Origin of the sequence: Flavobacterium sp. (assembly GCF_035456085.1) — a bacterium.
GTDB lineage: Bacteria > Bacteroidota > Bacteroidia > Flavobacteriales > Flavobacteriaceae > Flavobacterium.
The window spans coordinates 1-14259 of sequence record NZ_DATIDY010000115.1 but is presented as its reverse complement, the minus strand read 5'-3'; the positions used below and the strand labels follow the sequence as shown (position 1 = coordinate 14259).

Genomic DNA, 14259 nt, shown 5'->3' with positions numbered 1-14259 from the left:
TCAATGTGCTGAAGTCAATTATTTTTTTCTGTTTTTTTTGTTTTTCAAATTTATTTGCACAATCAAAAGCCGCTATAAACGGCACTATTAAATCTTCTGAAAATGAAAATTTAATTGGAGTAAATATTTTTTTAACAGTAGATAATGAGCATTATTATGCAGTAACAGATGCCTTGGGGAATTTTTCTAAAAGTGTTTCTTTAGGCGAAGTTAAATTAGTAATCAATCATTTGGGTTTTATTGAAAAAAGAATGCAATTTGACTGCAAAAAAGACACCGTAATTTCAATTGTTTTAGAAAAAGAGGCTTCACTTTTGAAAGAAGTTGTAATAACTAATGACAAAAAAGAAACTATATCGACTTTATCCGGAGGTAAATTATCTTTTACTTCAAAGGAATTGGCCTCTGTTCCAAGCATTCTGGGAACCACAGATATTATCAAAATTCTGCAATTAACACCGGGAGTTCAAAATTCGGGAGAAGCTAACGGTTACATATATGTGCGAGGAGGAGATCCTGGACATAATGCCATGCTGTATAATGGAACTCCAATTTATGGAATGTCACATTTGTTGGGTATTTTTCCTTTTTACAACACAGATCATATTAAGGAATTTGAATTTGATAAATCTAGTTCCAATTCAAAATATGGAGGACGTTTGAGCTCTACCACTTTATTAATACCAGATAAGAAAATCCCACAAAAAACAATTATTCAGGGAAATGTTGGAATTTTGGCATCGCAACTGACATTAGCAGTCCCTATTTCTACAAAAACAGGTTTTTATATTTCGGGAAGAAAAACATACATTGATGAAATTATCATGCCATTGATGAATAGTGGTTCTAAAAACAATGAAGTTGAAGACACGCGATATGGATTTTCTGATGGGAATTTCACTTTTTTATCCCAAATTTCAAAAGCAAATCTGTTTGCTATTGACGCTTTCGTTAGCTCGGATATATTTAAAATTAAGGACTCCGATTTTGATTTAAAAACAAGTTTAAAATGGAGTAATTTTACTGTTTCGCCATCTTTAAAAACCACATTTTCGGAAAAATCAAGCATGTCAAATGCAGTGTATTTTAGTCAATATTCTAATGACTTGGATATGGAGCAGGCTTCAATTCAATTTGGAGTTTCTTCTTATGTAAAGGATTTTGGGTTTAATAATTCCTTTAATTATTTAATAAAAAAGATTCCGTTTGAATCGGGTTTGCAATACGCATACCATCATTTACAGCCACAAAAAATCAATATTGAAAATTTATCAGGAGCTAATAATAATTCACAAAATAATATTGTCGATGCTAACGAAGTTGCTGTTTTTACAACTATCAGACCCAAATTGACTCCACATTTAAATGCCGAATTAGGACTTAGAATTAATTATTATATATCTGGATCAACGACCGATTCGTATTTGCATTTCCAGCCTCGCGTAGTCTTAAATTATACTGCGAATGAAAAATATTCTTTTTATGCTACCTATAATAAGCAATATCAATATTTAAGTCTAATTACAACTTCGAATGTCGGAATACCAACAGATTTTTGGTTTGCTGCCTCAAATGGAATTAAGCCACAATCCTCTAATGAATTTTCTGTAGGTTCTAATCAAATTATTTCAAAAAACTTGGTTTCATCCTTTGGAGGATTTTATCGTTTGATGAAAGATTTACTCGAATACCCATTTAGTGTAACACAATTTAACGAAACTACGACTCTGCAAAATGATTTGTTGTCAGGAAAAGGAAAAGCATATGGTCTCGAAATGATGTTGCGAAAAAATAATGGAAAATTTAATGGTTGGTTGAGTTATACTTTGAGCTGGTCTGATAGAAACTTTGACAAATTAAATAACGGTGAAACATATTTTGCTAAATATGACCGTCGACATAACCTTTCGCTTGTAGGAATGTATGATTTAAATGCAAAATGGAATTTTGGAGTTACTCAAATATTTAGTTCCGGTAATCGGTACACTTTGCCCACATCTTGGTATTTTATAAATAATAATCCAGTCAAAGAATATTCAAAATATAACAATGCAGAGATGCCAAATTATATCCGAACTGATCTTTCTATAAATTACTTTTTCTTTAGATCCAGTAAAAAAGAAAGTGCATTGAATTTCTCTATTTACAATGTTTTTAATATTGAAAATCCAATATATGTTGTATTGAGCCTTCAGCAGAACAGTGCAAAAAATGCTTTATTTGCTAAACAGGAGAACAAAGTTTTATATCGAATATTACCTTCTATAAGTTGGAGATTTAAATTTTAAATGATGAAAAAATATATTTTACTTCTTTTGACTTTAATAATAGTAAGTTGTTCTAAAGATAATTTTAATGAACAAATTAATCAGGAGTCTAAAATTGTTGTTGAAGGATGGATTGAGGAAGATGACTTTGCGCAAGTTTTGCTCTCAACTAATATTCCTGTTACTAATGTTATTGATTCTACAAATATTTTGGATCATGTTATTCGCTCTGCAAAAGTTACACTTTCTGACGGTCAAACTTCTGAGATTTTAAGAGTAAAAAATGATAAAAACAGAGTTCCTCCATTTGTTTATTTTGGATCAATTATAAAAGGAAAAGCAGGGAAAGAATATTCATTGAAAATTGAATATTTGGATCATGTAATAAATGCAGTAACAACAATTCCTAAAAGTGTTCCTCTTCAAAATGTAGAATATGTAAAAAGTAATCCAACAGATACTACCGGTTATGTTTTAGTAAAATTTGATGATCCAGTAAACGAAAAAAATTATTATCAGGTTGCTACAAGAATTGACGAAAAAGAGCCTGTTTTTGTTCCTGCTCTTTATGGAAATTTAGACGATAAAAATTTCCAACAATCGTCAGTAGAAATGCAGTTTAGCCGAGGAATTTTACTTTTTCCTAAAAAAAAATACACACCTTATTTTACAGATGGTGATGTGATTTATGTTAAATTAAGAACTCAAAACAAAGACGCATTGTATTTCTGGAATAGTTGGCAAAACGAAATTGTAAATAGTAAAAATCCAATTTATCCTTCTACTACAAGTTTAAAAACAAATATAAAAGGAGGTTTAGGAATTTGGGCTGGTTATGGTCAAAGCACTTTAATATTAAAAACAGCTCCTATAAAATAAAGCCGATTTGAATATTTTCAAACCGGCTTTAAATCAAATTTTAAAAAAGATTATTTTTCAAAAGCTGTAATGAAATCTTCGAATTTAGTTTCGAAATTTGTGAATCCAGTTGAGAAATAAGCACTCATTTCAACTTCAGTTTTATCATTGAATCTTAAGTAATATACTTCGTTGTAATATACTTGAGTAAATGACTCTCCTTGACCCCAATTCCAATAACCACCATATGAAGAATCCCAAACAGGTAAGTTAAAAGTATAACTATAACTATCTTTCTCTGAACGAGCAACAACATCAGCTATTTTAGTTCCGTCTTTTTTAGAAACCAAAATTAATTTCATGTTTTTGTTATAATTAGCTACATCACCTTCAGATTGTTTTTTGTAGTAAGCATTTAAAGCTGTATAGAACGCTTTGTAATTTGCTTTTGCATCATTATAGTCTGGATAAATTGGCTCAGGATTACTTTTTTCTAAAGCTACTTCATCACTAGCTTGTGTAGCTAAGTCCATATCTGCAACAATCACAAAATTGTCCATCAATGTAATTAATCCATTAGCAGTACCTCTGTATTTAGCTAAAGCATCTTCTTTTAATAATTCATCAATGTTTGCTGTACTTCTAGAATTAAAGTTAATTAAGCTTTTGCCATTATAAGTAAAAGAAGCTTTTGCAGTAGGTTCAGTACCTTTTGTACCACTCATTTCCCAAGTATAACCTTCGATTAATGTCATTTTGTAGCCAAACTCATTAGGAACTTCATTTCCATTTGAATATTTAGCAGTTTGAGCAAAAGTAGCTGCTTTTGTACCGTCAATAGTTAATGTAGCGTCTGTTGATGTTGGCAAAAAGAAATAATCATTTGTTTCAACATTCGTTTGCCAGTTGTAAGAGTCTTCAACAGGAACTTTTACAGTAGATGATACGCTATTTGCAGAAAAAGAAGCATTGTTTGTTGTTAAAGATTCTTTTGCAGGGAAAACAAATTTCAATTCCGTTGATGAAGTTGTTTTAATCCATTTTTTTCCTGAATTATCCCAAGTATAAATTCCATAAACACCAGAAACATTTATAATGTCTTCTACATTATTATCATTTTTTCCATTAAAAATGTCTACAGTGCTAATGTCTAATAAACGGTTCAAATTTTCTATTGCATCAATCGCACTTAGTTTTTTTGTTTTATCTAGTTGAACCAACATTTCATTAGCTTCTGATTCAAGTTTTACTTTCTGTTGGTCAGGAGTTAAATTAGAATAAGGCTGTTTAGTAATGGTAGCGATTTGTTCAGCTAATGATTGGTCAGTTGCGGTTTGATCATCATTTTGATCGTTGTCATCACTGCTTGAACATGAAATTGTTAGTTGCGAAAGAACTAACGACATAAAAAGTAACTTTTTAATCATAGGTTTAGGTTTAAAATGAATTATTAAATCAAAAGTTATTTGATTTGGTTTTTGAGCGCAAAAGTATAGTATTAGATTGATTGATTTTGTTAAAATTGAAATGGATTTGTAAAATTTTTTTTATGATCTAATTATTGAGTTATACTAAAAAAATTATAATATAGATTATAGATAAGTTCTACCTTTGCAAAATTAAATTAAACAAAATGCTTTACTCAAAAATTGAAGGTACAGGTAAACCTTTACTAATAATCCATGGTTTTTTAGGAATGTCTGACAACTGGAAAACATTAGGAGCTCAATTTGTAGCTGATGGCTACCAAGTTCATTTATTAGACTTGCGAAATCATGGACGTAGTTTTCATTCGGATGATTTTAGTTACGAAATCATGGCTCAGGATGTTTATGATTATTGTCGGGAAAATGCTTTGGAACTAGTTGATGTTATTGGTCATTCGATGGGCGGGAAAACGGCCATGCTTTTGGCAACTACTCATCCTAATCTTGTTGATAAGTTAGTTGTTGCTGATATTGGGCCAAAATATTATGCACCACATCATCAGGATATTTTGGCTGGATTAAATGCAGTTGATTTTTCTATAAAACCAAGCAGAAATGAAGTAGAGGATATATTAAAAAATTACATTCCAGATTTTGGAACCCGTCAATTTTTGATGAAAAGCTTATTTTGGCAAGAGCCTGGACAATTAGCTTTTCGTTTTAATTTGAAAGTTTTTAATGAAAAGATCGAAGAAATAGGAAAAGCATTACTGGCTGATAAAGTATTTGAAAAGCCAACACTTTTTATACGAGGAGGTAATTCTAATTATATTCTTGATAGTGATTTTGAAGATATTAAAAAACACTTTCCTTCGGCATTTTTTGAGACCATACCAAATGTTGGGCATTGGTTACATGCTGAAAATCCGCAGATGTTCTATGATTTAGTAAGTGATTTTCTAAAATAATTAAAAAGAATATAAAATTTGTTATATTTATTAAAATTTTAAAAGTTGTACAATGAATTTAATTTTAAGAATAATTATTACTGCAGCGCTGGTCTTTGGAATTGCTCACTTTTTGCCTGGTGTTCATGTTGCCGGACCTTATACATCCATGTTGGTTGCAGTTGTTTTAGGATTGCTTAATATTTTTATTAAGCCAGTAATGGTTTTGCTTACACTACCTTTTACAATAGTGACTTTAGGTTTGTTTTTACTGGTAATCAATGCTTTAGTGATACTTTTGTGCACGAAAATAGTTGGCGGTTTTACGGTAGATTCATTTTGGATTGCAATGTTTTTTAGTATAATTTTATCTTTAACACAATCAATTGCTTATTCTATTATAGGAGGAGATAAATAGATTTTGATTTTATTAGTTTCAATTTAATTACAAAGATTTTGTAGTTTTGTTGAAAATGAAAAATAGAATTAAAATGAAAAAATGAAAGCTGTATTTGGTATTCAACAGAAACCAAATACAGCTTTTTGCTTGAAAATAATTTAGGAAATTGTTTAATTTAAAATAATATAGATCATGAAAACATTAATTATTGCACTCACATTATTCTTTGCAATGGGAAATGCTGTTTCGGCACAAACTACAGCTTCAGCTCCTAAAAAAGAAGTTCAAAAAACAGTGTATACTTGTCCGATGCATCCGAAAGAAGTAAGTGACAAAAAAGGGAAGTGTTCAAAATGCGGAATGGATTTGGTAGCAAGCAAAGAAAAAGTAAAAGCTACAAAAGAAACTCAAAAAGTTGTTGCAGACAAAAAATATATTTGCACAATGGATGGGGCAACATCAGATAAACCAGGAAAATGTCCAAAATGCGGAATGGCATTGACTGAGAAAAAGCCTGAAAAAAAATAATAAAGCCTTTATATATTCTTTTTTCTAACAGCCTTTTGAAAGGCTGTTTTTTTTAAATTGAAGCCCAAAGTCATTATATAGTTTTATTATTGTAAAAGTGACATAAAAAATATTAATTACAATTCCCACAAACCAAAAAAACAAAAACAAAAAAACCTACACATTATGAAAAATCCAATTTTGAAGCTGGTTTTACTACTAGCATTCTTAACGGCAAACACTAGTTTTGCCAAAAACTACAAAGATAAATATGATATTATTGTGGCTGCCGATGGTTCTGGTCATTACACCAGTGTACAAGAAGCTTTTAATGCTGTAAAAGATAATAATCCAGAACGTACCGTTATTTTTGTTAAAGCCGGAACTTACAAAGAGAAACTCACATTAGTATCCAGTAAAAAGAATGTTACTTTGATTGGAGAATCCTATAAAAATACCATTCTTACTTTTGATGATTGTAGTGCAAAAGTTAATGGGACTGATAAAAGTTTTAGCGTGTTAATTGCCGCTGATGATTTTATTGCTGAAAATATAACTTTCGAAAACACTATTGATCATCGATTAGACCAATACAAAACAAATGGACAAGGTGTAGCCTTAATGCTTACAGGAGACAGAAATATTTTTCATAAATGCAAAATTACTGGTTTTCAGGATACATTTTTTCTCAAAGACAATAAAAGAACGTATGTAAAAGATTGTATTATCGACGGAACTACCGATTTTATTTTTGGTGCAGGAATCGCCCTATTTGAAAATTGTTTGATCCGCGTTAGAAAAGATTCTCATATAACTGCTAATAATCAATTGGTTGATAAAAACAAATATGGTTTTGTTTTCAAAGATTGTGCTATTATCAGATATCCTGGAGAAATTGTTTCTAGTGTGACCTTAGGAAGACCTTGGGGTGACGGATCTCGTGTGGTTTATTTGTTTTGTTATGAAGGATCATCAATTAAATCGGATGGTTGGGGTGTTTGGACAAAAGATGAAACCAAAAAAGGATTTGATAACTGGAAGACTTCATATTATGCTGAATACAATTGCTACGGACCAGGATACAAACCTAAAACCCGCTTGCCTTGGACACATATACTTAGTTATAACGAATCGGTATTATACAACAAAGAAAAAATATTCGCAGCCAATACTACTTCGGCCATAAAATTGGAAGGGGATTGGAATCCTCATATAAAAGGTGATAAATGTGACTCTATTTTACCGGATAGAGATGAAGATGAAATTAAAGTAGAAGCTTCTTTTCTTAAAAAGATATTTTAATGGTTTATCTTTTTTTAATTTTATAATAAAATAATCTATGTTGAACATTTTTGTGTTGACTAAAACGAAAACGCAAAAAGTATAATTTGTAGATTTGATAAAAAATAAAATATGTTGAAACTTTCTGAAATTTGGGTTTATCCGGTAAAGTCATTAGGTGGTATTTCATTGCAAAGTTCTAATGTTACTGATCGTGGATTAGAATTGGATCGGAGATGGCTATTGGTTGATGAAACTGGTTTGTTTATATCACAAAGAGAACATCCGGAATTAGCACTTTTTAAACCTGAAATTGATGGAGATAATTTAAAAATTACGCACAGAAAACTTTCAGAATCGATTGCAATTCCAATCCATCCTACTGAGAATGTATTAATCAAAGTTACTGTTTGGGAAGATACTATAGACGCTTTTGAGGTAAGTTCTGAGATTTCAGATTGGTTCACAAAACTATTAGGTTTTTCTGCCCGTCTGGTTTATATGCCTGATGAAAGTGAGCGAAAAGTTGATCCTGATTATGCTATTTCAGGAGAGGAAATTACTTCGTTTGCAGATGCATATCCGTTTTTGATTATTGGACAAAGTTCGTTAGATGACTTAAATAATCGTTTAGAACAAAAAGTTCCTATGAATCGATTCAGACCTAATTTTGTTTTTACAAATGGTAAAGCTTTTGAAGAAGATTCTTGGCGAAATTTCAGAATTGGAAATGTTTCTTTTGTTGGGATTAAACCTTGTGACCGTTGTGTAATGACTACTGTTGATCAGGAAAAAGGTGTGGTTTCAGGTAAAGATCCTTTAAAAACATTAGCTCAATTTAGAAACTTTGGAAATAAAGTTTTGTTTGGTCAAAACGTGATTGGTCTCGGGTTAGGTAAAGTGTCTGTAGGAGATGAAATTAAAGTGTTGACGAGTAAATAAATTTAGCTTAGTATAATAGTAAACAAAAGAAGGAATGTAAATCATTCCTTTTTTTGTTTACTGTGCTTGAGAGAATTCATAGAATCGGTTTTATTTTTTTGGTGCCTAAAATAAATTGCCAAACAAATAATAATCGATTTTTTTTAGTTTGAATATAATTGGTACAAATATTGTTAACAAAGATTGGTTGTTGTTTTTCAAGATAGTTTAGCAAAAAAGAGGGGTGATATTTTTTTGCAATTAATTGTTTTTAAACATAGTAAGTATTTATGTGCATTATATGAAGTCCATATCCAATCAGATTTTAGTTTATATTTTTATTTCTTTATGTGTAGTTTTTATTGGACGTTTTTTTTATGGTATCCATATTAGAACCCAATATGAGAAAGATAAATTAGAACAAAATAACATTCGTGCATGCGAACGTTTAGCTGCTCTTTCTCAAAAGCCGATTATAGATAAAAATTTAGATTTAATTAAATCTTATATCAATGTTGAAGCATTGGATAATAATATTCATTCGATCCAGATTGTAAATCAAAGCAACCTTCTATACGGAGGTGTGTTGCGTGTAAAAGATAGCATCTATAGCATTAACAGCAATAAATTGATCAATTTGAATCAGGATTCAATTGTGAGACCGATTCTCGATCATGGAAAAAAAATTGGAAAAGTTGTTCTCTACACTAATAATGAACCATTAGAAAAATATACTGAAGAGCTAAAAAAGAAGTTTTTTCTTGAATTAACCTTCTTTTTTATAATTCTAGCCATTATACAGTTTTTTATATTAAAAAAGGTGATAATTAATCCTCTTTCATCTTTAAGAAATTGGGTACGTTCAATTGAAACAGATAAAGAGATAACAAAACCAGAATCATTTCACAGTACTGAAATTGATGTTATAATTGATTCTGTCTCTCAATTGACCAATCGTTTGACTTCAACACTTAACGAAAATTTCAGAAAAAGTATTCAAATATCTGAAAAAGAATCGCTTATAACATCAGTAAGCAAGAATTTGACTGAAGGGATGATCTTCCGTCTTATTACCAATGAAAATGGCTTTCGAAAGTTTACTTATTTAAGTGATTCATTTAAAAAAATATATGGTTTTTCGCCTGAAGAAGGAACAGCTAATCCGTCCCTCATTTTTGACCGTATTGTAAAAGAGGATATTCAGGTGTTATTAGACGCTGAAATTGAATCCAGAAAAAATTTATCTCCCTACAGATGTGAAGTGCGCATGATTAATCCTGATGGTACCATTCGTGTTTCAAAGTTTGTATCAACACCAACTGTTTTAGAAGATGGATCAATATGCTGGGATGGTTTCGAATTGGATATTACAAATTTAAAAAAGGCACAAGCCGATTTGCAACAAAATCAGTTTTTACTTGAAAGCATAGCAGAAGGGTTGCCTGACGGGATTTTTGCTAAGGATCTTGATGGCCGTTATTTGTTTCTTAATTCTGCAGTAGCAAAAAGAGCCAATAAAACTCCTCAAGAACTTTTAGGGAAAGATAATAGATCCATTTTTGCGCCTGAAGCAGCAAGAATTACAATGGAGAAGGATTTAGAAATTATGACTTCTGGAGTAACCCAAACTTTTGAAGAACAATTGACTACAATGACTGGTGAAGTTGTCTTTTTGACAACGAAAGGCCCTATTAAAGATGAGAAAGGTAAAATTATTGGTTTATTTGGGATTGCTCGAGATATCACAGATCGTAAAAGAAGTGAGGAAGCCTTGAGAGTATCCCAAGAAAAATTTGCATTTGCATTTAATTCCAGTCCTAATGCAATTCTTATTCAGGACGAGGAATCAGGTAAATATTTAACAGCCAATTCTTCAGCCACAAAAATCTTTGGATATAGTAATGAGGAGATTTTAGGAAATAGCCCGGTGGAATTAAAATTATACAAAGATTTGATTGATCGTGATAAGATATTAAAAATCTTAAAGGAAAAAGATTTTATTCAAAATATGGAACTTGTCGGGCGTCATAAATTGGGAATGAATTTACATTTGCTAATAACATTAGCACGTCACTATATCGATAACAAGCCTATTCTGTATGTCATTATACAAGATGTTACAGAACGTAAAATGGTAGAGTTGGAGTTGCAAAAATTAAATCTTGACAAGGATCGGTTTATATCTATTCTGGGACATGATTTAAGAGGCCCGGTCAATTCAACTATTGCTTTGCTGGATGTCATTAAATCAAATTTTGATGATATGCCTATTGATGAATTTAAAGAAATAATTGATTTGGTATATCAGTCCACAAAAGGAACTTCAAAACTATTAGATGATGTGCTTTTATGGGCTACAGCAAAGTCGGGTAAAATGGAATTTAATCCACAAAAAATTAATTTTAGAGAAGATGGTCGATCTTTTATTAAATTACTGCAATTGCGTGCAACTTCCAAAAACATCGAAGTTGAATTTCTTTGCGAAGATTCATTAGAGGTTTATGCCGATAAAAATATGCTGGCTGTAGTGCTAAGAAACTTAATATCCAATGCCTTAAAGTTTACCCACGAAGGAGGAAAAATTAGTTTGTTAGCTAAAAAAAATCCAGAAACAACTATTATTTCCATTGCTGACAATGGAGTTGGAATTGCGGCAAATGATATTTGTAAAATATTTGACAAAGCACAATTATTTACTTCAATAGGAACTAATGAAGAAAAAGGAACTGGTTTTGGATTGAAACTCTGTCAGGAATTTGTTGAAAAACACGGCGGAAGAATTTGGGTTGAAAGTGAGGTTGGAGTCGGAACTACTTTTTATTTTTCTCTGCCAAATGTTGCATAAACAGTAAGTAGTCAAAGAGTAAGATTCAAAAAGCCTTGAGAATTTGTAATCAAATTTAAATTTATCAATTTAATTTGAGTTTTTGTCTACTGTTTTTTTGGCAAATGCAACCCGATAAAATTCATAACCATTTTCATTCCTTTCAGGTAAATATATTTTACGATAATCTTTTGCGCCTAAATCTTCTAGAAGTTTTAGGTTAAACTGTGCTAAATAACTGGTCAGTTCTTCCGGCATAAAGCCAAAAGTCCATCTTTCTTCAAGCTTTTCCAGATCTTTTAAAAGCTTTTCGCCTCCAAGAAATGAAGAAGGATTATTGAGAATTTCTTTATGAACGTATGTAAAAATGATATGACTTCCTTTTGGAAATTTAGAAATAAATTCAAATGTTTTGTTTACAGCATCGGCTGTTAAATAATTAGTCACGCCTTCCCATATTATCGTGGTCGGTTTTGTAAAATCAAAATTATGTTCTTGTGCTAGTTGCTCGAGATTCTGTTTGTTAAAATCAATTTGGCAATAAGTAATGTTTTTTGGTGGTTGTCCAATCCGTTTTTTAAATGTTTCAATTTTGAAGTTTGAAGTGTTTGGATGGTCAATTTCTATTGTAGGTATTGAATTCAGTAAATTAAGGCGCAAAGCCCTTGTGTCAAAACCAGCACCTAGAATGATTACTTGTGCAACACCAGCGTTAATTGATGTTATCAATAAATCATCAATATATTTTGTTCTGGCTAATCCTGAAGAAAAAGCTCCTGGAATTTTTTTACTTATAATGTTGCTTATGTATTTTCTAATAAGTGGATTTTTAGACAATCGAACTGCAAATCTCAAGCTTGGTTCCAGAAAGTAAATAGCATACGGGTCTGAAAACAAACGGTCATTCAAGTTGCGTTGACTTTCTAATGCTCTAAATAAAGCCATATATTGAGCAGTTCTACTTGTTTTATCTGTTTTCATTAATAATCGTTATCCAATTAATTGCTTCAAATTTCAGATATATAATTTGCCTAAGCTAATGTATAACAATTCTTTACAAATTCAAATCTTATAAGAATGTAATAGTTTATTTGACCTCGAAGTTTTATGCAGGAGCATGCCCAAAGGCATAAAACATCATCAAATTCCTCTGAAATTCAAAATCTTAAAATACTTGTTAGAGTTGCAAAAATTTCATAATTTTGCGACCCAATTTTATAATGTAAAATAAAGAAGAAGATGGATATCAAAAGAGTAGCAATAGACGCTGTGAATGAAACGATTGTAATGACAGTTGTTCACATGGATTACAAAGGGCAAGTAGCAAAAAGAATCAATGAAAAAATGCCTTTGGCACAAGTAAAAGGTTTTAGAAAAGGTGCTGTGCCTAAAGATCTTGTTGAAAAACAATATGGTAAAGCAATCAAACAAGAAGAGGTAAAGAAAGTTGTTGATTTAGCATTGGAGCGTTTTATTCAGTCTGAAAGATTAAACCTTTTGGGAACTCCACTTCCTAAAGTAAACGAAAACTTAGATTGGAATGCTGAAGAATTGGTTTTCGAATTTGAAATTGGTTTAGTGCCAAACTTTGAAATTAACTTGGAAGCTAAAAATGATATTATAAAATATGTAGTTACTGCTGATGATAAATTAATCGATGGACAAGTAGCACGTATCCAAAAACAATTTGGTAACGCAAATCCAGTTGAAAAAGTGACTGCTGATGCTGATGTAACTGGAACTTTTGTAAATGCTGAAAACGGAATTGATAACAAAACCACTTTTTCTTTAGATGTTTTCAAAGATAAAGCTACTGCTGATTTATTCATCGGAAAAGAAGTTGGAGATGTAGTAACTGTAAATACTCAAGGTTTATTCCAAGATGATCACCAATTGATGGATTATTTGAAAGTTGGTCATGATGTGGTTCATACTTTAGCTGTTGATGTTGATTTTACAATCAACGCGATCAATGTTTCAGAGCCAGCTGAATTGAACCAGGAATTGTTCGACAAATTATTCGGAGAAGGAAAAGTTGCTTCTTTAGAAGATTTGAAAGCAAAAATCAAAGAAGATGCTGAAGCTCAATTCGCTCAACAAGCAGATCAAAAATTATTAGCAGATGTTCAGGATTTCTTGATCGAAAACACAAAATTTGATTTGCCTTCTGAATTCTTAATCAAATGGTTGCAAACTGTTGGTGAAAAAAAATTAACTCCAGAAGAGGCTGTTGTAGAATATGCACGTTCTGAAAGAGGTTTACGTTTCCAATTGATCGAAGGAAAAGCAATGGCAACAAGCAATATCCAAATCACTTTTGAAGATTTGAAAGCGTTTACAACAAATGCTATCAAACAACAAATGGCTCAATTTGGACAAACAAATCCTACTGACGAAGAAGTTCAGGGAATTGTAGCGAGAGTTTTATCTAACCAAGAAGAAGTAAAAAGACTTTCTGACCAAGTAGTTGCTGCTAAATTGTTGGATTTATTCAAAGAAAAAGCAAACCCAACTACCAAAGAAGTGACTTACGAAGAATTTATCGCTGCTTCTTACGGAGAATAAATAAGTTTTTGGTAATTAGTAAACCAGCAAAATGGCCGAAAAGGCAATAAGCTATATACTAAAAACTGAATAAAATAGTTTATATTTGAGCGTCAGAAAGTATTTTTTGACGCTCTTTTGTTTGTATTCTGAATTATATTCAGGAGCAATTACTGCGTCAGTTCGCTGCGCTCGTGTCCAGGTTTCCGTTACAAGTTTTTTCATTGCTGCCTTTTTTTGTAAGGCAAAAAAAGAGCTTCCGTTGGTCGCTTTTTTTTACCAA

At 31.3% G+C, this 14259-nt stretch carries 12 protein-coding genes; 9 read left to right on the top strand and 3 right to left on the bottom strand.

Features of this window, described 5'->3' with window-relative positions; all coding sequences use genetic code 11:
* A partial coding sequence (locus tag VLC96_RS08915; protein ID WP_325262247.1) for a TonB-dependent receptor occupies nucleotides 1-2288 on the top strand: 2288 nt, incomplete at its 5' end.
* 3 nt (nucleotides 2289-2291) lie between these two features.
* The gene (locus VLC96_RS08910; RefSeq protein ID WP_325262246.1) at nucleotides 2292-3146 is read left to right on the top strand and encodes a DUF4249 domain-containing protein; all 855 of its coding nucleotides are present in this window, start codon (nucleotides 2292-2294) and stop codon (nucleotides 3144-3146) included.
* A gap of 50 nt (nucleotides 3147-3196) precedes the next feature.
* Here VLC96_RS08910 and VLC96_RS08905 read toward each other — a convergent pair whose 3' ends face one another.
* A complete protein-coding gene (locus tag VLC96_RS08905) occupies nucleotides 3197-4552 on the bottom strand; it encodes a hypothetical protein (RefSeq protein WP_325262245.1) in 1356 nt (451 codons plus the stop codon).
* A gap of 206 nt (nucleotides 4553-4758) precedes the next feature.
* On the opposite strand from VLC96_RS08905, the gene VLC96_RS08900 reads away from it, so the two are divergent.
* From VLC96_RS08900 to VLC96_RS08875, 6 genes are all read left to right on the top strand, one after another.
* Nucleotides 4759-5520: an alpha/beta fold hydrolase gene (locus tag VLC96_RS08900; RefSeq protein WP_325262244.1), complete on the top strand. Its 762-nt coding sequence runs from the start codon at nucleotides 4759-4761 to the stop codon at nucleotides 5518-5520.
* A gap of 52 nt (nucleotides 5521-5572) precedes the next feature.
* The gene (locus tag VLC96_RS08895; RefSeq protein WP_325262242.1) at nucleotides 5573-5917 is read left to right on the top strand and encodes a phage holin family protein; all 345 of its coding nucleotides are present in this window, start codon (nucleotides 5573-5575) and stop codon (nucleotides 5915-5917) included.
* A 174-nt stretch (nucleotides 5918-6091) separates the two neighbouring features.
* Nucleotides 6092-6427: a heavy metal-binding domain-containing protein gene (locus tag VLC96_RS08890; RefSeq protein ID WP_325262240.1), complete on the top strand. Its 336-nt coding sequence runs from the start codon at nucleotides 6092-6094 to the stop codon at nucleotides 6425-6427.
* Between the two features lie 165 nt (nucleotides 6428-6592).
* On the top strand, nucleotides 6593-7708 hold the full coding sequence (locus tag VLC96_RS08885) for a pectinesterase family protein (protein ID WP_325262238.1): 1116 nt from the start codon (nucleotides 6593-6595) through the stop codon (nucleotides 7706-7708).
* A gap of 111 nt (nucleotides 7709-7819) precedes the next feature.
* Nucleotides 7820-8629, top strand: a complete 810-nt coding sequence (locus tag VLC96_RS08880) for an MOSC domain-containing protein (RefSeq protein ID WP_325262236.1) — start codon at nucleotides 7820-7822, stop codon at nucleotides 8627-8629.
* 280 nt (nucleotides 8630-8909) lie between these two features.
* On the top strand, nucleotides 8910-11453 hold the full coding sequence (locus VLC96_RS08875) for a PAS domain S-box protein (protein WP_325262233.1): 2544 nt from the start codon (nucleotides 8910-8912) through the stop codon (nucleotides 11451-11453).
* Between the two features lie 69 nt (nucleotides 11454-11522).
* On the opposite strand, the gene VLC96_RS08870 is transcribed toward VLC96_RS08875, so the two are convergent.
* On the bottom strand, nucleotides 11523-12413 hold the full coding sequence (locus VLC96_RS08870) for a class I SAM-dependent methyltransferase (protein ID WP_325262231.1): 891 nt from the start codon (nucleotides 12411-12413) through the stop codon (nucleotides 11523-11525).
* Between the two features lie 258 nt (nucleotides 12414-12671).
* Between VLC96_RS08870 and VLC96_RS08865 the strand changes: the two genes are divergently transcribed.
* Nucleotides 12672-13997, top strand: coding sequence for a trigger factor (locus tag VLC96_RS08865; protein ID WP_325262230.1), 1326 nt, complete (start codon nucleotides 12672-12674; stop codon nucleotides 13995-13997).
* Between the two features lie 51 nt (nucleotides 13998-14048).
* On the opposite strand, the gene VLC96_RS08860 is transcribed toward VLC96_RS08865, so the two are convergent.
* Nucleotides 14049-14201, bottom strand: coding sequence for a hypothetical protein (locus tag VLC96_RS08860; RefSeq protein WP_325262228.1), 153 nt, complete (start codon nucleotides 14199-14201; stop codon nucleotides 14049-14051).
* Nucleotides 14202-14259: the final 58 nt, after the last annotated feature.